This is a genomic window from Staphylococcus debuckii (assembly GCF_003718735.1).
Taxonomy (GTDB): domain Bacteria; phylum Bacillota; class Bacilli; order Staphylococcales; family Staphylococcaceae; genus Staphylococcus; species Staphylococcus debuckii.
The window spans coordinates 915,115-936,996 of sequence record NZ_CP033460.1 but is presented as its reverse complement, the minus strand read 5'-3'; the positions used below and the strand labels follow the sequence as shown (position 1 = coordinate 936,996).

The following is a 21,882-nucleotide window of genomic DNA, read 5'->3' as shown; positions in this document are numbered from 1 at the left end:
TTATCCATTACTCACACTTCAATTATAACTTAACTTATTGTTCCCCACAATGGACCTACCGAATGATTTGGTGGTGTCCCGCTTACTGTTCTTATCGGTAAATAATATCGTCTACCCTTCCAATCATATCCAATCCATACGTGACCGTCTTGTAACATCACTTCATCATAATCACAGTAACCACCCGGTTGAAAATCATAAGCGTATGGACAGCTTCTAAATGGTCCGACTGTTCTAACCATGATTGGTTGACTACCGTTAGTGAAACGTGCCTTCTCACTCATATACCATGTACCATAACTGTTGCGTTTCCATGCACCGGCTACCGTTGACTTAGTATTGCTTGCAGAACTTGTTTTATTAGATACAGTAGCTGTTGGTACTTTGCCTTCTTGATAAGCTCTTATTTGCTTAATGAAGTAGTCTTTAAGTTTGAGTTTAATTGCTTGTGAAGGTACACCTTGTGTCACTGGATCGAAACCAGTATGGAGCTTCATACTTCGATGAGGGCATGAAGTCTGTGAAAATTCCATATGGAGTCTCACTGTATTTCTATTAGCTTTTAATCCCCATTTATTCAACAGTCTTGCTGCTTCTTGGAAAGCTACCTGCTCATTGGCAAGGAATGTTTTATCACTTGCACCAATTGACTGACATATTTCAATACCATACGAATTTTTATTACCGTTCTGATTGGCTGTGTGCCATGCTATACGGCTTTCTGGTAATGCTTGGTATACTGTGTTTCCACTTATATATGAATGAGCTACACCAGCCTCTAAACGTGATAGAGGAGCGTTCACTAAACCACGATGATATGCTTCTGCTGTAGCACCAACACTTCCTGCATCATTGTGTAGCGTTATTGATGTTGGTTTATATCCACGATTAGGTAGGCGATAACCTTTCACTTCATCACGAATATAACTTAATTTCTTCATTTTCTTTTTAGCTGTTGTTTTCTTCTTAGTATCAGTTTTAGTAGCCGATTGTTCAGAAACCTTTTTCGCACTCTCTGATTTATATTGCGGACGAATAAACCACATTGGGAAATCGTAATTATGAACAATTCTTTGCGCTACTTCGGTTTTAGCTTTCCCACCACCATACCAATTTTGGTCTAAACTAACAAATTTCATATAGTTACCGTCATAATTACCATTTAATACGATAACAACGTGGCCGTAACCACCACCATAATTATGATTGAATACGCCAACGTCGCCCTCTTGGGCTTTAAAACTAGGCGTATTATTATAAACAGTCGCCTCGCCTTTAAAATTATTCACATTAGGTATATCGGCAGCACCTTCGCCTTTAAGTCCATGACCGAATAATTTGAACCAATACATATTCGCTAAGTCAAAGCATTGCCAGCCCGCAAAATTATCAAAATCCCAGCCCTTGCCTTCTAGTGAATACAGATATTTAATAGCTTCTTTTCGTGTTAATTTAGCGACCATCTTCTTCACTCTCCTTTAGCACTTCATCATCGTGGTAACGACTAGCACCACGTGGTAATTCTTCATCATATTCATAATCTGCAACATCAAATTCTACTTCGTCACTATCATCAGTAAATGGTTGTGATGTGTCGAATTCTTGAGGAGTCAATTCTTTTCGTTCTGGTGTAACGCTATCATCGTCAACTGTTTTCTGATACTCAACTGGGTCAACATTTTCATCACGCGGATTTGTATAAGTCTGTACAATACCACTGTCTTTTATTCCTTTCGTTGTAGGATCTTGTATTACTCCGAATGCGACTAATACAGCAAGTAATCCATTAACGCCATTACTAAATTGTTCTAACTGACTTGTGTAATCTACCCCGATAGCTTGTGTTACATTATTAATAAAAAGAATAACTGCCGATAAGATAGCTATCCAAAATGTTTTGCTTTTGAAACGCACTTTCCAATTTATACTCTTCATTTAAAAACCTCCAAATAAAATAAAAAAAGACGACACATAAGTGCCGACTTATTTAAAGAAGATGTTTGCTACCAAAGAGATAAGAGGGACTAATACAACCCCTGCAAATCCTAACCAGTAGCCGATTACTTCTCTGTTACCTTTTGCCTCTGCCTCTACAATTCCTTGCAAACTCTTGATTTCTTTTTCGTGGTCCTTCGTTTCGTATTCTAAATCAGTTACCCTAGTGCCTACCGTTGCTAATGATTCACTCATTTTTTCTAAGTGTTTTTCTGACCTAGCTTGTGACTCGAACGATTTTTCTTGTAGCAATGTCTGTCTATCTAATTTATTCAGCAAACTATTAAAGTTTTCTGTGTGTTTCTTATCTACTTCGTTTATGCGTTCGTGTATTTTGCCCCTTGATTTTTCCCACTCGTGTTTTAGTACATATTTATCTTCGTCCATAGATACCTAAACCACCTAAGAAACCGACAAAACCAAGCCATGCTGTCATGGTAAGCATTTGCGCTGGGGTTAGCCAATTAAGGGCGTTATACACAGCGGCCGATGACATTAAAAAGTGTATGATGGCGCTTCCTAACCCACCTATTAACATAAAGTAATCCGAAGTATTATTCACAGATCGTTTGCCGAAAAACAAACTTGATAGAATCAGACAAGTACCGAATATAAGCAATAACAAACCCCAAATCCAAATAGACATAACGTTATTTAACGCTTGGTAAAAAGCGCTCTCTTTGATTACATTTTCGGGGCTTGTGAACCAGTAGAAGCCTCGTACATCTACAAACACGCCTAATCCAAATAAAGATAAGGTGGCTAGTTTATCACGTATTGTAAAGTGTTCGTTCATGCGTTCACCTGCTTTCATTTAAATAAAAACCACAAGCTATTCAGCCTGTGGTTCTTCTGGGTATTCTTCACCTGTTATTTTTTTATATTCTTCTTTATTGATACAATTTAATTGAACGTAAGTCGCAATATCCTCGTTTGTGTAACAGTTAATATCGTAAAAGTATTTAATAGCTTTAAATCCCGGATACATAATTTATTCCCCTTTCAATTTAGCAATTTCCATTATTGTTTTTGCTTGCTGTTCTTCCATAATATTTAATCTTTGTTCTTTTTTCATTAATTCCATAGTTAATTGGGCTTGTTGTGTTTCTGATTGTACTAATCTGTTTGCTGTTTTGGCCAACTGCATTTGAGTTTGTGCTAATAACGCTTCCGTCTCACTTGGATTATATGGCGTCTCCCCTTCGTTGTCTTCTTCGACAGAACGGTTATATTTCCACTCATCATAACTAACACCTTGCCATTTTCCATTTTTGTATGAGATTGGCTCGTATAATTCGCTAGATGGCATTTCTTCGGTGTATTTATCTTCATCATAAACAAAACGTTCGACACCTGTTTCTTCATCTAATACTGACTGAATAAGTTTAGGCATGCCGTTTGTTTTATCAAAAATCTGTTTAAACATCTTATCCCTCCTTACATAATCCAGTTATCTTGATAGATGATATAATCTGTACTTGAATAACTGTCTGCTTCATTGGTATGAAACTCAATATCGCCACCACTGATGATGACTTTAGGCGGTATCTTGGAGTTTGTAGATACACCTGAACCATATATCTTGTTTGGTGCAAACTCTGGTGGAATAGAAGAAACTACGTTTTTACCATTTGTCAAATTTTCTACACCCAGTCGGATATATATTCTTTTGTTATTGCCATTATCGACGACCCGATAAGATGGTTCAAAGTCTGGAGTTGATGATTTTTTATAATTGTTTTTTAACGTTAATGGAACCCAACCAGTGTCTAGTTGAACGTTCGTTAATTCTTTCCAACCTGTGTCATAACCATTCGTGTGAATGGCTTTGACATATGTTCTGTTGAAACTGTTTCTTGTTGCCGTAATTAATCTTCTTCCGGAAGATGATACAGTAATGTCTGCCTCAATAAAACCCGGATCGGGTGTTTTATCATCTCTCAATGGACCGTTAATTGCATTTGTAGTTTCATATAAACCGGGAGGTGCAGTTAATAAATCTAATCCAGGTATATACTTTCTTGAACCGTCATCATTAGTAAATTTATGCTTTTGCCAATTCTCTGTTTGACCTGTTGTAACTACGTCGTTTTGTTTAATACTTGCTAAAACTTTGTCACTTGCTTCATTGACTTGATTTATCTTATCGTTCGTTTCATCATTTAATTTAGTTGTATATTCATCAACAATTGACTGTATGTCCGATATAGCTTGGCTTGCTTGTTGTTGGACAGATGTATTTGTTGTATTTGCAATATCTTCTAACTCACTGATTGAGTCGTTCTTAACTTTAGTAATATCTGCTTTACCATCAGCAACGGCATCTTTCACTTCATTAACAAGTGTTTTGATGTTGCCTATATCATCTTCCATTTCTTTTGTACGTTGCTTAATTTCTTCACGCAGCTGGTCAAACATACGGATATATTCAACTTTAGTAAATGATGAAACTTTATTAATCAAAGCATCTGCCACTTGAAAATTAAACTCGCCTAACACTGCGGTTTGATTATTGTTTGGATTATCTGTGACGTTATTGACTGCCACATAAATTTGACCAGTTACTTGTGTCGACGTACTTGCTTGTAAAAAATCTTTATCTAAAGTGATTTGCGCAATACCATTCATACCGTCGACTACATTTAATTTAAGAACTGTCGATACGCTGCCATTGCTGGATTCAAAATAACCGTGTACATCAACATTTTCGTCACTAATAAGCAAAGGGCCATTATCATTATAAATTTGAAATTGTAACGTAGCTGTATTCTCGTCCAAATTATAAAAGCCGACTCCTAAATCAGAAATCGGCTGCAAATAAGGCTCGTTCTTAGCTTGATATTTCGCTATTTTATTTAACTCCATTATTTAGCCCCCTCTAATTTATCGATTCTGCTTTTCAGTGCTTTGTTTTCTTCTGATAACTCTTGCACTGATTTAACAAGTGGTGCGATAATTTCTGTATATCCTACACTGTAAACATCTTCCCCACCTGTATATTTAGGATTATCGATACCACCGAAATCATAGCCTTTACTATTTAACGCTTCCAAATCTTGTGCAATAAAGCCGTGGTGGTAACGGTCTGAATTACTGTTATTGTATTTGTAATCCACCGGCTTCAAGTTATTAACAAAGTCTAATCCGAGATGTGTTTCTCTAATACTATTTTTATCACGTCTGTCAGAACGTTGTTGAATTTCTTTGTGTGCGTAAACAGTAGCGTCTGACGAACCAAGTTGTACTTGATTATCCCCGAGTGCATGAGCATTGGAACCAAGACTCGTTGTATTGTTGTAATCACCGACAGGACCAGAAGTATATCCCAGTGCAGTATTGTTTTTACCTTTGATGATTTCACGCAAAGCATTTGAGCCCACGCCTACGTTTTCCTGTCCTGATGTAACGGCTGGTAATGATGATGATCCAACACCGATATTATGATTACCTTCGACAAATCGACCGGCATAACTACCTACCATAACGGAATAACTTGAATTTTTACCGTCTTGCATAGCTTGTGTGCCGACTGCGGTATTACGATAACCATAAGTGTATGTGCTATCGGTATTTTTGTTCTTATCATCTTTAAAGAAGTGCATAGCACCATAGCCGACTGCGGTATTGTTGCTAGCGTGTAATGTTTGTTGCAAGTTGTTAGCACCAATGGCTACGTTATCTTGGCCTGTAAGGTTATTGACCGAAGCATATGAGCCTAGAGCCGTATTACGATAACCTAACAAGTTATCACGTAATGAACGGTTACCGATAGAGGTATTTTCACTGCCTTTTACTGTGTGTGCTTGTGAGTTATAACCTACTGCAACGTTTCCGATACCTTTCATCATATGCACTAAAGCATTACGACCAACACCCACGTTGTTTATATAGTCGCTATCACTATAACTGTATAAATCAGTGTTAGGGTGGTATTCAGTTCCTAAATATTGCCAAACGTCCGACCATTTAGGTAAGAAGTAACTATTCACGAAGTTTTTACTGCCTTTTTCTAACCAGAAGTCATGCAATGTTGAGATAGCGTCATTCACACCACCCCATTTTAAAGCGTTGGCACCGACTGCCGTATTACGTTGTCCGAATTTACCTTGACCCAATGCGTCTGAACCGAAAGCGTCATTAGAATAACTTTCTACCATGTTTGACATTGCACCTTTACCGAATGCGGTTAATCTTCGGCCTTTGATGTTGTTTCTGAATACGGCATAACCGACACCTGTATTAGAATAACTTTCTTTAGTCTGGTTACGTCCGGCTTGTTGACCGGCTACCCAACTGTAATAACGTTCTTTATTTTTCGTGTTGTAATCAACGTTAACAGGTTGAGCCGTTTTGTTATCTAATGGAACGATTTCATTCTTAACTTTCAATTCGCCGTAACCAAAGAATAAGCCGTCCGGAAACTCACGCGTTAAATAAGTACCGTCCGGAACAAAATAGACTTGCTTAGCTTTGAATTTACTAAACAAGTCCGTGTTATCTGTTTGTCCATCGCCGATAGCGCCAATGGATCTAATATTGATATAGTAGCTAAATGTTTCCATAATCTTATCGACTTCATTATCAATACGGCGGTCAATGACTTGCAAGTCGTATTTGAGTCTGTCCGATAAGAGAGGGAAGTTTGTACCGTCAATAGCGGTTCTGCTATCTCTTAACTCTTGAATGCCATCGCCATTGTGACCGAGTACAAGGTTAATAATTAATTTGCGTAAGTAATGCAATTCAACGTCTACACTGCCGTTTCTATATAGAATGTTTTTGGCATTGTGTGCATATCGTGTATTGTATTTGTGTTTGTCAATCGTTTCATCAATGGCGTTAACCTTATCAAGCAACCATTTGAAGTTATGAATTGATTGTTGTCTAAACTCTTGCCCTAACTCAACAGGGAGGTTAGTATAATACATTCAATCATTCCTTTCTATTCTATCCATGTAAATTGTTGGTATATCCATAAATCAGTACGGCTTTGGTCGTTTTTATTAATGTAAGTCCTTATTTTGCCGTCTGTTTCCATTGCTATTTTAATCGAATAAACATTACCATTTGTAACCGCATTAAAATATTGGTTTTTAGTAATGAAACCAATCGGCAACTGTGCTATTTGCACATCATGAGGAACTTTAGAAAGGTTTAGCCTTACCGATTTCATTCGTATATTACCGACCCTGATTTCTCGGATGGCGCTACTGAAACCATCATTTCCGAACCTACTATTATTATCAACAGAGGGTATCATTTGAATATTGACCCAACCAGTATCGCCGATAACAGTATTTTTGAAATTCATTAAGTCATTGATGTCGGAATTAGTCTTATTGAAGTTGTTTTGAAGTCCTGTAATGCTATTTTCCAAATCATCTAAGTCAATGCCTTGTACAGCTTCTTTATGAGTTGCTGCAAAATATTGTTCTTGGTTTTCATCTAAAGGATATTTGATTTCCAATCGTTATCACTCCTCATCTATAAGCACACTGCCGATTGAATCCGAAGCCACTCGCGTAATTGCCGGTGTTGGATCTTTAGGCGTATTGTTATTCAATCTATTCATACGTTTGATGTTACGTGTAATTTGTTGATGCATTTTAATGAAGTCACTGGCTGAATTAGTAAACTCAATTTCTACGTTTTCATTAACAAACGGGTGTGGAACAGTCATCTTGATTACCTTTAAATCAGTATTGAAATTCAAAGGTTTGTGGACAAATCGTACTTTGCTGTTTTCTTCATAATCTGTAAAACCTAAATAGTTGGTCGAAACCTCTACGACTGGTTCATCGTTCAACGACTCTTGAAGTTTGTTTTCAAGTTCCTTTTTATCGGTTATTTTGTCATCAAATAGCGTGTTAGCTTCTTTATGCCCGAAATCATCGTAGTTCGGCGATTTATATTCTGCGAATGTGTGATATATATCATCGCCTTCCATTTTAGCTGTGAGGTTTAAGACTGTTGATTTTTCAGTCCCCACATACATTCTTGGATTAGACTTTTTGTAGTCCACTCCTTTGATACCGCTTTTGAATACCGCTTTGAATGTATGTTCTCCTTTTTCTAAGTTAGAAGCGATAATAATTTTTTCAGTTTCAGAGTTTTTACTGTAACATTCATAATCGCCGACCACTTTATCATCAACATAAATCGTCATGATACCGCCTTTAGACATCTTTTTGAGCGTCCATTCAAGCGTTTCTTTTCCCCACTTGCATTTGAATTTCTTATTAAATGAAGCGCCGACTTCTTCGGTGTACCATGTTCCGTCTTTGGTAAACTTGCCACTATAATCAAGTTCTTTAGGCTTGATAGGATTGTAGTTTTTAGTTTCTGCTTTGGTTTTTTTCTTGCCATAACCTCGGATATATGTTTTTAATTCCGTTGTTTTTGTTGCTACATTGATTTCATCATTGTTGTACTTATAGATGATAGGTTCATCGGCTTGCTTGTAATAACTTGCTTCGTCATAGATATAAATCATCTTGTTATCTGCGAAATAGATATAATCATACATATCAACGCCGTCTATCAAGTATTCCATACCATTTTTACCACCTAATTCATTGATAGGTATGCGTTGGTCAAAGTCGCCGATAATTCTGAAATCAAACCCTATTTTGTTATCTTGGAAACCATATTTCAGATACTCATATAATGAGTACGTTGTTATCTCTTTACCTTCATCGTCCACTTCTTCACTCGGTGCGCTTGTGTCCGGTCCTTCACCCACTTCATCATCTTTGATGTTATGTGCGTTGCTTTCTAAACACGGTTGTGGGTCGAATGCTACGCCATTTTGACGCATCTCGTAATGTAAATGAGGGCCACTTGAACGTCCAGTATTCCCTGACTCACCGATATAGTCACCGGGTACGACGTTCTTTGTTCCTATCCATGCTAATGAACTCATATGCCCATAAATAACTTCCAAACCTTTGCCATTATTAATCCACACATGATTACCATAGCCACTACCATCATCTGGAATTGCAGTCGCTTTACCTCTTATAGTAGAATATAACGGTTCATAGATATAATTGACATCTATACCGAAGTGCTTGCCACCGAAAGGATAATAAGGGTTAGAACCATTAGGGTCGAACGGGAAATTGATTCCTTTTGATAGGTCAATCCAACTACCATCGAACTCAACAGAACCACCGCCATTTGCACTGTATTTATTTAAATATTCTTGGGCATATGTCACGCGTCTTTGTTCCATCGTCGGTGTATCTGCACTTCTTTCAAAGTATCTGTGGAAATTGAGTGCTGCTTCTGTAACATTTTTAGATGATTTCAACTTTTTATAGGCGTAACTTTCTGTTGTTTGTAATTCTTGCCAAGCGAAATCGAATTGCAATTGTGCGTCTGTCCATGATTTACCGCGTTGATTAGCATATTGGTATAAGTTAAATTTACGGTCGTCCCATTGGAATAATCCTTTACCGCCTAAATTAGGATTCCCTACAACTTGCTCAGCAGCCGGATTCATGTTGGACTCTGCCTCTGCATTGCCTAACATACCTGCTACTTGATAAGGCGTTAATCCTTTTTTGATGAAATAATTCCATAGTTGGTCTGAAACGCTGTTGCCTTTAACGATGACCCCACCGCCTGTTGTCGGTTTATCTTCATTTTCTAACGTTTTTTCACTTTCATCGCTTGTATCTATGTCTGCTTCCGTTAGCTTTTTAGGGACGTAATGGTCTTGAAACTCCATAAATATATGTTTAGCCTCTACCTCATTGATGATATTAGCACCGTTATATTGTATAGATGTTGATTTAATAACATATTCTTGGCCTTTCCATTCTAATATTGCTTCATTCAATAAGTTGTCGAATATATCCTCATTTCTTGTTGTTTTATATACAGTAAGTGAAATTGAACGTTCATTGTTACGTTCATACTCATATTTAAAAGAACCATAGTCATAATCAACTAATATTTCGGCAAACGTACCTTTTTTATTCTTCAAAACTAAGTCTTTCAATATGTTCACCTACCTATATATAAAGTTGAATATCCATTCGGTCTGCACCTTTTTGATGTTCTCACCTGTTATAACAATTTGATTATATCCGGGTGCTAAAGTTATCCATTCGAAGTTTGTATATTTGCCGACTCGTTGTTTTCTATCCAAAAATGGGTGTACACCGTTAATTACCAACTCATTGGCATAATTTAAAGGCTCTTTGTACTCGAATACATCGCCGGTAGTTGTATTGGTTATCTTCAACCCTTTAGGTGCTGCCGCATGAATAATAAGTTTGAAATTATGACGCATAATCGGGTTGACTGTATCGCTTGAACCGTTATAGATTCTAAAAGCCGTATGATCGTGAGAATAATGAACGTCCGGTGTTGCTAAAACGCCAGATTCGAATTGCCAACGTCCATTACTTAAACTGAATTGGCTTGTATCGTCTATTGATTCTGAATAACCTTTATAAACAACAAAGGTTACTTTGAATGTTGCAAAGGAATTGGTTAAATCTTCATTTTCATTACTTTCACAATATACTGCGTATTTTTTGCCCGGCATGTCTGAATGCCAGATATAATAAGGTTCTCGTCTGAAAAATAAATTTCTAAGTTTCTGTTTCAACAATCTTAAATCTCGTGTGTCTTCACCTTTGAATGAAAAGTTTAAAACTAAATTAAAAGGACCGAACGTTGTCGGCCCTAATAGCACACCATCTGTTCCTTTTACTTCAAGTGTGTTAGCTTGTACTTCTACCCCTTCTTCTTCGAAGTCTAAAAACCTCAAATTAGGTATATCTGTAATCGTTTCGCTTACATCATCATTAAATAGCTTAACTTCTTTTTTCAATTTTAGTATGCACCTCCTAGGTTATACGCCATCATCTCTGCACGTTTACCTAAGCCTTTATTAACATCATCAGTATTGAAGCCTTTCGGTTGGTTTTCAATATTTCTGTTGCTTGCTAATAATTGTTTTAATAATGCGTTTTGTTCTTGTGTTGCTTCTAGTTGTTGAGCCATCATTTCTATCATGTTCGCATCTTGATTGTTATTTTGGCTTGGTACACGCATTTGATTAGGGCGTTTATTGTTTTTAGCACGCTGAGAAACGCGCTCAGATGCAATGGCAAGTAGTTTCATCGCGTCACTGGTTTTAGATGGGTCAGTAGGAATCACAAATTCCGGATAACCACCCTCTGCAAGATTGTACCAGCCAGATGAATTGATTAATCCGCCTGTGGCATAACCGTGACCGTGACCGATAACTCGCAACATTCCTGATTTACCATAACGTTTTTTAGCGTAATTCATTGCTGCCATAGCGTTGTCTAAACCACTCATGATGTTTCCGTGACCTGGTAATTTATTGGCTGCGAATGTTGTAGGGATAACTTGTAGCAATCCTTTTGCAGCATTCGGACCACTGTTTACATCTTGGACTTGTTGTCTAGCTCCTGCATTACCGCCAGACTCTGTTTGAACTTGTCTAATCCAAGCATTAACGTATCTACTGCTTGTTGGTAATCCATTAGCTTTTAAAGCTTTGATAATTTCAGGGCGCCATTTACTTGCAGCTTTTGAGCCACCAGATTTACCGCCACCCTTACTTTGTTTTTTAAGGAATGGCATTGGGTCAATAGGCTTACCATTTTTTCTCATTTCATAGTGTAAGTGAGGACCAGAAGAACGTCCTGTGTTACCTGACACGCCAAGATAAGAACCGGGATGTACTTTTTTCGTACCTTTCCAAGCAAGTTTACTCATATGTCCGTAGATAATCTCTAACGCACCGTTTTTAATGCTCATGTGATTACCGAATCCGCTGCCGTCGTCTGGGATTGCTGTTGCTTTACCACTATGCGTTGAGTAAAGCTTATCGTATACATAGTTTAAATCGACACCGAAGTGAGGGCTGTTGAACGGATAGCCAGGTGCTTTACCGTTCGGACTAAATGGAAAGTTTACTCCTTTAGAAATGTCTACCCAGCCGCCTTCGCCATCGCCACTTTCTTCAAACCATTCTTTTATTTTATCAACGGCTGCTTCTTTTAATTTTGTAAACATACCTTTCATAAGATCAAACGGTAATTTTGCACCTTCAGGTATGCCAAATGAAGACATGTTAATACCGAAACCTTCAAATACTTTTTTTAATAATTTTTTTGGCTTTTCTATCCAATCTAGTACATCGCCAATTTTATTAGATAACCAATCTTTGCCTTTTTTGGCAGTACTTAATGCATTATCAACAACAGCTTTTCCACCTTCTACAACTTTACCAGTCATAGCTTTAACGCCGTTTTTAGTTTTTTGAGCTATGTCACCCACTAAACTGTCATTTTTTTTATGTTTTTTCGGCTTTTTACCACCGCCAAGTAATTTAGCAACTGTTGTACCTAGATTAAATTTCGGTATTGTGCCGCTATTAAATTGTGGTCCTCCAAGCAAACTGTGAGTTTGTGCTCCGTTTAAAATACGAGTACCTTTTGATAATGGCATTGTTGTATCTTTACCTGGAGTGATAAACGGTTTACCTTTAGGAGGTATGATTGTTTCGTGTCTAAAGCCTCCAGGACCATTTCCGCGACCTTTATCTCCGACAGTGGCGAAGGTATCACGATTAATCTTGCCGTTAGTAACAAATTTTTGTGTGTGGGTTGATTCAGTACCAGTATGGAATTTAACATCTGGTAATTTTTCCATGCCTAGTTTATCGCCGACCCAGTTAACACCTTTGATAAGTGTATTTAAGCCTTTTTTAACACCTTTAATCATTCCACCGAAGAATCCGCCGATTTTACCGGTAACGTTTTTAATAGCAGTACCCATTTTGTCCATGACGCCAGTTACTTTATTTTTCATTGTGGTAACTAGGTTGATCGTGCCGCTTTTAATACCTTTCCATTTCTTACTCATGAAACCGCCGATAGCATTCATCGTTTTATGTGTGCCTTTGGATAAAGAACCCCAAGCACCGTTAACACCGGACCAAAGTCCTTTAGCTTTATTTACTGTTCCGGATTTAATACTACTCCATTTAGAACTCATGAAACTGCCTACTGCTTTGAATGTTTTAGTAGTTCCGTTTTTAAGGTTATTCCATGCATTTTTAACACCGGACCATAAGGCTTTAGCTCGGTTTACGACGCTATTTTTAATGTTGGTCCATACTTTCAACGCAAAGTTTTTAACCGCATTGAATATCGCAGTTGTACCTTTTTTAAGCGCGTTGAATGCAGCTTTAACTCCGTTCCAAAGTCCTTTAGCTCGGTTTATAACACCGTTTTTAATAGCATTCCAAACTTTGATAGAGAAGTTTTTAACAGCGTTGAATATAGTAATCACAGTATTTTTAATTGCTTTGAATATGTTTGCAATACCATTTCTTAACCCTCTGACAATGTTGAGTATACCGTTTTTAATAGCATTCCAAACTTTGATAGAGAAAGATTTGATAGCATTGAATACAGTCAATACAATTCTTTTCACTAAATTGAAATTAGATCTGACTTGTGCTACATAAGCTTTAATTATTGCGATTACGCCATTTTTAAGTAAAGTCCATATTTTGATAGCTGCATTCTTCATGCCGTTCCATAAAGCTGATAAGACATTTTTCAACGCTTGTATAGGGTGCTGTATAGCAAATTTAATAGCATTCCATATTGTTATAGCGCTTCCCTTAATAGCATTCCATATGATTATTGTAGATGTTTTTACAATAGTCCAAACACCAACAATATATTTTTTCAAAAATCCAAATATGGCTATCGCGGAATTTTTAATTGAATTCCAAATACTGATAACTGCATTTCTGAATGTACTGTTTGTTTTCCAAAGGTAAACAATAGCCCCTACCAGTGCAGTGATTACAGTGATAACTATTCCCACCGGTCCTGTCATAAATCTGATTGCTAGTCCTAAACCTCTAGTTGCTAATGCTGCCGCTTTAGTTACACCAGTCCAAACAGTCATAGCCGCCGCTGCAATTTTAGATTTAATTGCCTGTATTGTTTGAGAAGTGGATAATGCAGCCATCGCATACCTATATCCATTCGCTATACCACGAGCGGTAGCAGTAACGCCATTCCATACAGCTTGTGATGCAGCCGATATTTTAGCTGCAGCGTTGTGTCTGATGAAGAATTGTATCAGAGTAGACATACCGCTAAACATGCCGCCAATGGTACTCACCATTTTACCGAATATGGTTAAAACTGGTCCCATCGTTATTAAAGTGATACCTAGCCATTTAACAATGCCACCTAACGTTTTTTGAGTAGATCCATCTAAACTTTGCCACCAATTAATTAGCCCCTTAATACCATTGCCGATTGATTCTAAAGTGTTACCTAATTTCTCGCCAGTTTCAGCTGCCCATTGTTTAGCGCCGGGAGATTGGAGCATTTTTTCAAACTCATGTAATCCGCCTTTAGCTTTTTGGAAGGTACTGCTAAGGAAAGCCTCACCAATTTGCCCAATGTAAGCCTTACTATTTTGTACCATACCTTGCCACGACTTAGAATAAGCTCCAGCCATACCACCTGCGAAGTCGTCCATTACAGTTAAAAACTCTTTCGAACTGACTTCACCGTTAGTGACCATTTCTCTAAATGCATCATAAGAAACGCCTAAATGTTTAGCCATAGCATTACTAAATCCAGGCATGCCTTCTTCAACCATATTCAACTCTTCTGTCATGAGCTTACCTTGCCCTTGTACACGGTTGAATATCATAGCCATTTCAGAAACAGGTCTGTTACTGCCGACTGCGGCATCACCAACGAGCTTGATGTATTTTTCTAAGTCTTTACCTTCTTTTACGCCTGCTGCTAATGCACCGGCTGCAACGTCAGTACCTTCTGCCATAGTTGTCATACCGCCTTCGATAGCTTTCGCTACTTGGTCGGTAATCGAACCAACTTCTTTAGTTGAATAACCCAGTCCTTCAAGTTTAGCTTTAGCACTATCTAAGCCGACAAGTCTATCGAATCCCAGTTTAGCTGTAATACCAGCCATAGCAGTTCCGGCAACTAATGCTGGTTTAGTAATGCTACTTGTCAGTGAGCTGCCTACATCTTGTGCTTTTTGCCCTACACCTTGCATGCTACTTCCTATATTTTTAAATGAGTTGCTAAGCCGACCAGCCATTGAAAAATTTTCTTTATAATACTGATTTAAACGACCGTATTCGTCTTTCATAGCATTTATAGCGTTAGCTTGTTTGTTATACTCTGTTTGCAATCTAACAGCTTTAGCACTGTTTGCGCCTTGAGCTTTTGATGTTTCGTTATATTGCTTTTCTAGTTCATCTAAATTTGATGTACCAACTTTAATAGCTTTGTCGAGATCATTCATTCTTTCTTTATAAGAAGATGCACTCTTTTCGCCATATTTAAAGTTGTTACTAGATAATTTCAAACTAGAGTTTAAAGACCTAAACTCACGCTTTATGGCGGCTATTGTTTTGCTGACCCCCATATCCTTCATGGAGAGGTCAATCTGCAACCCTTTAATTCTTTCTGCCATCACTCCACCTCCTTGCTTATAAGATGTATTACATGAACGCATCAATCATACTGTTTGTTTTCTTGACGTTTTTCTTATTACTTTCGTCAACTAATTCCATGAAGAAAGCGAAAGGCATATCTAAAATATCGTTAATATCTTTGCCGCCTTCCTTCATCATTTGCAGCATGAGTTTCTTCATGTTTTCTTTATGTTCCTTGTAGGAAATGGATTTTAGATGATTCGTGCTAGTTCCTTTTTTCTTTCTTCGTCCATTTGTCCTTGTGCGACGAATTGAATTTGTTGTTGTAATTCTTCTACTGCATCGGGTGCATGTAATCTGTCTAATAAGTCATCTTTAGTAAATTGGTTATTGTAAATGTCTACGACCATATCTAGCATTTGGTCGATGTTTTCTTGTGCGGAAGTATTTTCGTCTGATGCGCCATCCATTAAATTCGCAGCATCATAGATTTTTCTAAATGGAATTTGTGTTGGAGTAATGAATGTATCATATTTCGCGTTGCCTTCTGTATCTGTTACTGCGTTACCTTTTTTGTCTACTTGTACTAATTTAATAAAATTACGTTTTGTCATATTTAATTTCTCCTTTGTTTTTGGAATGTAAATAAAAAGAGGGCACTAGGCCCTCAATGGTTGTTATTCTTCTACTTCTTTGATTAAAGCCTTGCCACGTTTGTTGTCGCTTGTAGAAAGGTCTAATAGTCGCTCATCAGATACCTTTTTGTTTGCTGGTTTAGGGTAAGAATCTCCGACATTATAAACTTTCTTTTTATCTTCTAAATCAATGAATTTGTGTAACACTTCATATTTCTTTTTAGCCATAATTAAACCTCCTGTTTATTACGCGCCTAAATCTGATACTGGGTCGCTAGATTCTTCAGAGTCGCTGCTTGGTGCAGATTCGCCGAAGATAGCTTCCCAGATAGCATCTTTCATAACCGTTGTGCCTTTAGCATCATGACCTAACAACATCGCTTTTTCTTCTTCGAAGCCTTTAACTTTAGCTTGCATGAATTCTGCAGTAGTAGAATCAGAACTGAATTCTACGCCATCTTCTTTTGTATTACCTTCTAATTCAGGGAATGTGAATAGTCCTTTAGGTAATCCAACATATTCACGTGAACCATCTTCCATAGTTTTCGCAAACATAACAGCTACATATGGTGGTGTATCGTTACCAACTGACACGATGCCGTCCTCTGATTTTTCTAATCCGAACAATGCAACTCTGTCCTCTAATGGTAATTTATGGAAACCAGCTTCTACTTCGATTGTGCCATTAGATATTGCCATCTCAGCTACTACATTATCACCATATGCTTTCTCAATGTCTTGGTCTTTTGATACTGAAATTTCTTGTAAATATTTAATGCGTTCCGGGTCTGCAACAGTTTGTACATCTTCACCGTGAACTTTGTAATAAAACTCTGTTAATCCTGTAAATGAACGGTAGTTTTTCTCTGCCATATTAAAACACTCCTAAATTTTGTAATATTGTTTGCCTTCAAACCTTTTCGCTTGTCGGTATATATTGAAATCTTTGATATATTCGGGTTTCATTGAGGACGTTTCACCAAATCCCAATTCTTCCCACATAATTCTTTGCAATAAAAAAACGAGCCTATCTGATAGGACTCGTCCGTTTACGCCTTGCTTTTGTTTTACAAATACATCTATTTGATAAAAAAATTCGTAAGTTAGGTTATCGTTGTCTGCAAAATCAGAAGGTGTAGGTGTATCTAATGGATCTATAACAATCACTACATCTTTGATTTCTTGTGCGTTGGGATAATCGAAGAACTTTATATTGTTCTTAGGAACATGCTCCATAATTTCTTTGTTATCTATAATCGCTTGGTATATCTTCATTGTGATGTCGTCCAATAAGTTACACCCTCCTTCTTATTTCTTCTTTAACTGTTCTAAAATACGTTTCTCTGCCTTCGCGCATAGCGTTCTCGATAACACCTTTACCAGCTGTATTAACCCACTTACCAGCACGGTCAAAGTGACCATATTCGTTTAAGTGGATAATTCTATAACGTTGTTTAGGCCCACGCCAATGGATTTTCACTGTGCGTACACCATTTATCGTCATAGGTTTTGATACTGTCGTTTCTTCGACAGATTCGCCGGTATCTTTGAATGACTTCATGTTGTTTTTGATTATTTGAGCAACCTTCTGTCCACCTTTAGTTAGTGCAAAGTCTGTTATGCGCTTTGTAGCAGATTTACCGTATTTCTTTTCTAAATAAGCGATTATTTCTTTATCACCTTTAACTGTTACCGTCATTGTTCTTCACCTACGACTTTGACGTAGTTAGGTGACTTAGCAGGCGCCACATTTTTGACATTAAAAAACAACCCTGCATACATACCATTTTTTATTTCAAACGTTTGATTAACGCTGGGTATGAATTGAGGCTGCGCATTTCTAATATTTAATGTGACCGACCTTTTGCTAAGCTCTAAATTACCTAACTGAACATCTTTTTGCGTAGGCTCATATAATCCAGCAAAGCAACTGTATACTTGCTGTAAAGTATCCATGCCCGCTTCCGGTCCATCATTTGTACTCTCGTAAAACGTAACTCTGTAATCTAATTGGTTAAGATTCATCGGCTATCACCTCGATGTTATCTTTACGCCATTTAGCCAAGTTGCTTCTTAAAGTTTGTACGAGTTTTATGGAAGAGTCAGGCACTTCAAACGCCTGTTCATTGGAAGTAGTGGAACGGTTATCATAATGATGCGCAATAACATTCAAAACAGCAAGATTAAACACCCCATTGTTTTCATAAAAAGGTTGGTCTTTTTCCTCTAAAGATACCGCTGTTTTAATCTCGTTAATTGCACCCGGCAAATATACTTCCATGATTAAATCATCATCAAAATCGTGATCAACGCGTATTGCTTGCTTAATGGATTCAACGTTATCTATTTTGAACATTGAAATCACCTACTTTACTTATGCTCCTAAATCTCCGCTAGGTTCTGTTGCTGCATCTTCAAATGTTACGAAGAATCCAGCATTTTTATCAGCTTGTTTTACATCGAAACGGAAAGCACCCATCAAGTATTTACCGTAGATTTCGTTTTCAATCCATTGCACTGACACGTCTGTACGGTCTGCAAATAGAACGCCGCGTTTTACATCACCAATGAAAGCTTTAGCATCACCGTTAGCACCTAATAGGTCGTCACGAACTACTGTTACGTTCATACCTAATACAGTGTTACCTGCAGTATTGATAATGCTATCTTGTAATAAGTAACGACCGTTACCATCTTTCAAAGTATCTAATTTTTGATAGAAACTTTGTGTACAGATGATTTGACGATCGTAACCAGGATCTAATTTAACGTTGATGATTGCTTTTAAGTCGTCCACATCAGAAATTGAAGATGGATTAAATGATTTTAATACTTCACCAATACGTTCGTTTAAAGTATTGATTTTTTGTTCGTTGATGTTTTCAGACACAATAGCAGTTAAGTTAGCAACTGAATCGTCTAATGCTTCTTGTGAGATTGGAATAGATCCACGATAAGTGTCTACTTCCCAAGCAATCGTTTCGAATTCTGGACGAGCTAACTCTGGGTTTTTCTCTAATTCAGCAACAGTGTTGAATTTAGCGTTAGCACGTTTTAAGATTGGGTACTTACCACTTGCAGTTGATACTGATGTTTTTTGTACCAATTCTGATAAGTCTTGTACTGTTTTAACTTCTTTCTCAGGAATATATTTAATATCCTCTGGAATAGTCACACCAACGTCATCAGATTTAACGTTGTCACGTTTTGCCCCTTTTGATTTCATGTATTCTTCAAAGCCTTGTACTTCTAGGCTTTCTTCTGGATTTTGATTTAATTTCGCCATAGAACGTTTCGCTCCTTCTTTTTTCTTTTTGTCTTTCTCTTTTTCTAATTCTTCTTCCGTAGGTTCTTCCACCTTTTCAATAGCAGGTGCTTCTGGTTTTTCTTCAGATTCAGGTGGCCCATCTGGTTTCGGTTTATCATCAGCTTTTTCTTCGTCTGACGGTTTCTCCTCTTTGTCGTCAGATGGTTTACTTTCTGACCCTTCTCCAGTTTTATCACCTTTGTTATCTTCGACTTCTGCACCTTCACTTTGAGGTGGTGTTTCTTCTAACTTAGGTGCTGATGCTTCAATTTCTTGTGAAAGCTGTTCGAGTTCTTCAAATTCTTTTTTCTGTGCATCAATATCAGCTTTTAAATTACGAGCAGTTTCGAGGTCGCCCTTTTCGACTGCTTCTTGCGCTTTAGAAATCAAACTAGCAATTTCTTTTTTGCGCTCATCTAAATTGGCCATGCAATATCACTCCTTGTTAAATTTGTGCATAAAAAATAGCCTTACGTTTCAAAACGAAGGCTTTCTATGTCTAACGCGATTTTCATTTGTTCCAACTGTTTAAATTTCTTTAAATCTTTTGCACGTTGACCGACTTCAACCGATGTATCTTTGTAGGCCGGCACTGTAACAATACTGACCTCAATAAGTTCATCGATTTTATTTATGGTTTGAACGTACTCATTATCAATGTTTTGAAATGTGCGAGCTGCTGCGTCGTTAGGTGGTAATGTGTAGAAGAAACTACACTGGTTTACATTGCCCGCTTTAATATTTTCATAAATATCTCTGGCATAAGATGTGTTAGGTAAGTGGCATTTAAAGTACAATCCTTTTTCATCCACTTGTAACTCAAGCGTTCCTGCTTGTGTTCGACCTATAACATAGCTGAAATCGTGATTGATTAAACATTTGACGTCACTTACATCTACACCATCTAAGGCGTTAGGCGCTACAATTTCTCTGAACCCACCCAAGTCATCACTCATTGAATTAAAGATAATTGCATACCCTTCAACAACCATGTCTTGTTGTCCAGTGTCAACATTACTGTTCGTCATACTCATCACCTCCCTTAATGGAGTTCTTTTCGACTTCTTTGTCAATTTTTGATTTTTGATAATTTTCTAATGTGTTAAGAGGCGCTCTGTTAAGGTCAACCAATGGTTGCTCACCATGTTCAATAGGTTGATAACCAAATACACTTCTTGCCTCGTCTGTCGATATAATCCCTTTACCATGCAATTCAGTAATACGTTGTAATTGTAGTTCTGGGTCAATATCAATAAGACGTGATGAGTCAAACTCTAATTCATATCCAGAATCGATAAACTTGAATATCTTCGTCTCAAGCTCTGCAATCATCATTTTGAATATTGGGTCTAATGTACTTTGCAAATACTCTAAGTTTGCTTGTGTAATAGATGTATTGACTGTTTCAATACCTAGTTTAGATACCGGCAAACCGAATGCTTTAGCAACTTGAGATGTACTGAACTTATAACTATTTAAGAAGTTCAATACTTCGGTAGGAATTTGCAATCTGCTGAATTCCATTGTGTCGTCGATAGCAACTAAGCCACCATTGTTTTTTAATTGGCTTTCTGAGAAATTCTTTTTCAAGTCTCTTAATTGTTCAGCGTTGATTTGCCCTTTTCTATACTTCAATACTGATGTCGAAGTCCCACCATTATCGAAGAAGTTACGCAGGAAGCTCTTAGAACCTTGAGAAATGCCAATCTCATGTGCTAGTGCATACAACGGACTGTATCCTACATATCCATCTAATGTGATATATCTGAAATGTAATATATCATCACTTGTTATCTTAACGGCATTACCCTCCACATCTTCACTTACGTTGTAAATAATTTCACCGTCTTTTTCCTCAATTCCTACTAAGTCGTTATGTAAGAAGTGGAATCCAACGGGAAAATCATTTTTGTCACGCACAATTTCAACAAAAGATTGACCGTTAAGCAGCATATTCGCGATGATTATAAACTTAAAGTGCCAACCCGGTAAGTCCGAATACGGATTGTTATTAAATAGATCCAGTATTTGGTCCATCACTGTATTTGTTTCGTGACCTTTAACTTTCAACTTGGTACTTGCAATGTCTGCAGATATAATACGTGTCGCAGTAAATACATCACTGTTACGCAACGCATTTATACCAACATAGCTGGCATGTGTACCATGTTCTTGCCAATACAACAGTCGCTCTAAATCTCTATTCATCTTTTCCTGCTTGCTTGTAAATCCTAAATCAAGTAACGGCATTAACTGTCACCCCCTTTCCGACTCATAGAGGTATTATCATATGCTTGATTTAAAACGCCAGAGAGACCAATGAGCAACAATCCGCCAATGATATAAGCTAAAGGTTGCCAAAGTATAAACAAGCCGTAGAATAGCCCTATTAACCCCGCAACGAATAACAGTATGACTACAAGCGCATATAAGAATTTTTTCATCGCTGCACCTCC

At 37.4% G+C, this 21,882-nt stretch carries 24 protein-coding genes; all 24 read right to left on the bottom strand.

Going from position 1 to position 21,882, the window contains the following annotated elements:
• Positions 1 to 29: 29 nt before the first annotated feature.
• The gene (locus CNQ82_RS04340) at positions 30 to 1,463 is read right to left on the bottom strand and encodes an SH3 domain-containing protein (protein WP_123144244.1); all 1,434 of its coding nucleotides are present in this window, start codon (positions 1,461 to 1,463) and stop codon (positions 30 to 32) included.
• Entirely contained in the window at positions 1,453 to 1,935 is a 483-nt protein-coding gene (locus CNQ82_RS04335; protein WP_206125373.1) for a phage holin, read from the bottom strand. Before CNQ82_RS04335 ends, CNQ82_RS04340 begins: the two co-directional genes overlap by 11 nt.
• Before the next feature lie 48 nt (positions 1,936 to 1,983).
• Positions 1,984 to 2,382, bottom strand: a complete 399-nt coding sequence (locus tag CNQ82_RS04330) for a hypothetical protein (protein ID WP_123144243.1) — start codon at positions 2,380 to 2,382, stop codon at positions 1,984 to 1,986.
• Complete coding sequence (locus CNQ82_RS04325) at positions 2,369 to 2,809, bottom strand: hypothetical protein (RefSeq protein WP_240624922.1); 441 nt, start codon at positions 2,807 to 2,809, stop codon at positions 2,369 to 2,371. Before CNQ82_RS04325 ends, CNQ82_RS04330 begins: the two co-directional genes overlap by 14 nt.
• 18 nt (positions 2,810 to 2,827) lie before the next feature.
• On the bottom strand, positions 2,828 to 2,983 hold the full coding sequence (locus CNQ82_RS04320; protein WP_123144241.1) for an XkdX family protein: 156 nt from the start codon (positions 2,981 to 2,983) through the stop codon (positions 2,828 to 2,830).
• Positions 2,984 to 2,986: 3 nt separating this feature from the next.
• The gene (locus tag CNQ82_RS04315; RefSeq protein WP_123144240.1) at positions 2,987 to 3,421 is read right to left on the bottom strand and encodes a hypothetical protein; all 435 of its coding nucleotides are present in this window, start codon (positions 3,419 to 3,421) and stop codon (positions 2,987 to 2,989) included.
• A gap of 11 nt (positions 3,422 to 3,432) precedes the next feature.
• Positions 3,433 to 4,860 (bottom strand): BppU family phage baseplate upper protein, encoded by a 1,428-nt coding sequence (locus CNQ82_RS04310; RefSeq protein WP_123144239.1) that lies wholly within the window; start codon positions 4,858 to 4,860, stop codon positions 3,433 to 3,435.
• Positions 4,860 to 6,923, bottom strand: coding sequence for a tail fiber domain-containing protein (locus tag CNQ82_RS04305; RefSeq protein ID WP_123144238.1), 2,064 nt, complete (start codon positions 6,921 to 6,923; stop codon positions 4,860 to 4,862). Before CNQ82_RS04305 ends, CNQ82_RS04310 begins: the two co-directional genes overlap by 1 nt.
• Before the next feature lie 14 nt (positions 6,924 to 6,937).
• Positions 6,938 to 7,462 (bottom strand): hypothetical protein, encoded by a 525-nt coding sequence (locus tag CNQ82_RS04300; RefSeq protein ID WP_123144237.1) that lies wholly within the window; start codon positions 7,460 to 7,462, stop codon positions 6,938 to 6,940.
• A 6-nt stretch (positions 7,463 to 7,468) separates the two neighbouring features.
• Positions 7,469 to 10,000 carry a phage tail tip lysozyme gene (locus CNQ82_RS04295; RefSeq protein WP_123144236.1) on the bottom strand — a complete coding sequence of 844 codons (2,532 nt, stop codon included), beginning with the start codon at positions 9,998 to 10,000 and terminating at the stop codon, positions 7,469 to 7,471.
• Between the two features lie 9 nt (positions 10,001 to 10,009).
• Positions 10,010 to 10,840: a distal tail protein Dit gene (locus CNQ82_RS04290; protein ID WP_123144235.1), complete on the bottom strand. Its 831-nt coding sequence runs from the start codon at positions 10,838 to 10,840 to the stop codon at positions 10,010 to 10,012.
• 2 nt (positions 10,841 to 10,842) lie between these two features.
• Positions 10,843 to 15,522, bottom strand: coding sequence for a tape measure protein (locus CNQ82_RS04285; RefSeq protein WP_123144234.1), 4,680 nt, complete (start codon positions 15,520 to 15,522; stop codon positions 10,843 to 10,845).
• A 28-nt stretch (positions 15,523 to 15,550) separates the two neighbouring features.
• A complete protein-coding gene (gene gpGT, locus CNQ82_RS13115) occupies positions 15,551 to 15,703 on the bottom strand; it encodes a phage tail assembly chaperone GT (RefSeq protein ID WP_002453521.1) in 153 nt (50 codons plus the stop codon).
• Between the two features lie 32 nt (positions 15,704 to 15,735).
• Complete coding sequence (gene gpG, locus CNQ82_RS04280) at positions 15,736 to 16,098, bottom strand: phage tail assembly chaperone G (protein ID WP_123144233.1); 363 nt, start codon at positions 16,096 to 16,098, stop codon at positions 15,736 to 15,738.
• A gap of 63 nt (positions 16,099 to 16,161) precedes the next feature.
• The gene (locus tag CNQ82_RS04275; RefSeq protein WP_123144232.1) at positions 16,162 to 16,347 is read right to left on the bottom strand and encodes a hypothetical protein; all 186 of its coding nucleotides are present in this window, start codon (positions 16,345 to 16,347) and stop codon (positions 16,162 to 16,164) included.
• 18 nt (positions 16,348 to 16,365) lie between these two features.
• Positions 16,366 to 16,992 (bottom strand): major tail protein, encoded by a 627-nt coding sequence (locus CNQ82_RS04270; RefSeq protein ID WP_123144231.1) that lies wholly within the window; start codon positions 16,990 to 16,992, stop codon positions 16,366 to 16,368.
• A 12-nt stretch (positions 16,993 to 17,004) separates the two neighbouring features.
• Complete coding sequence (locus CNQ82_RS04265; RefSeq protein ID WP_123144230.1) at positions 17,005 to 17,409, bottom strand: hypothetical protein; 405 nt, start codon at positions 17,407 to 17,409, stop codon at positions 17,005 to 17,007.
• 4 nt (positions 17,410 to 17,413) lie between these two features.
• Positions 17,414 to 17,818, bottom strand: a complete 405-nt coding sequence (locus CNQ82_RS04260) for an HK97-gp10 family putative phage morphogenesis protein (RefSeq protein WP_123144229.1) — start codon at positions 17,816 to 17,818, stop codon at positions 17,414 to 17,416.
• Entirely contained in the window at positions 17,815 to 18,144 is a 330-nt protein-coding gene (locus tag CNQ82_RS04255; protein WP_123144228.1) for a hypothetical protein, read from the bottom strand. The genes CNQ82_RS04260 and CNQ82_RS04255 overlap by 4 nt, the downstream gene beginning before the upstream one ends.
• Positions 18,134 to 18,475, bottom strand: coding sequence for a head-tail connector protein (locus tag CNQ82_RS04250; protein ID WP_123144227.1), 342 nt, complete (start codon positions 18,473 to 18,475; stop codon positions 18,134 to 18,136). Before CNQ82_RS04250 ends, CNQ82_RS04255 begins: the two co-directional genes overlap by 11 nt.
• Before the next feature lie 18 nt (positions 18,476 to 18,493).
• The gene (locus CNQ82_RS04245; RefSeq protein ID WP_123144226.1) at positions 18,494 to 19,855 is read right to left on the bottom strand and encodes a phage major capsid protein; all 1,362 of its coding nucleotides are present in this window, start codon (positions 19,853 to 19,855) and stop codon (positions 18,494 to 18,496) included.
• Positions 19,856 to 19,896: 41 nt separating this feature from the next.
• Positions 19,897 to 20,454 carry an HK97 family phage prohead protease gene (locus CNQ82_RS04240; protein WP_123144225.1) on the bottom strand — a complete coding sequence of 186 codons (558 nt, stop codon included), beginning with the start codon at positions 20,452 to 20,454 and terminating at the stop codon, positions 19,897 to 19,899.
• Positions 20,441 to 21,676, bottom strand: coding sequence for a phage portal protein (locus tag CNQ82_RS04235; RefSeq protein WP_123144224.1), 1,236 nt, complete (start codon positions 21,674 to 21,676; stop codon positions 20,441 to 20,443). The genes CNQ82_RS04240 and CNQ82_RS04235 overlap by 14 nt, the downstream gene beginning before the upstream one ends.
• Positions 21,676 to 21,870 (bottom strand): hypothetical protein, encoded by a 195-nt coding sequence (locus CNQ82_RS04230; RefSeq protein WP_123144223.1) that lies wholly within the window; start codon positions 21,868 to 21,870, stop codon positions 21,676 to 21,678. Before CNQ82_RS04230 ends, CNQ82_RS04235 begins: the two co-directional genes overlap by 1 nt.
• Between the last annotated feature and the right edge of the window lie 12 nt (positions 21,871 to 21,882).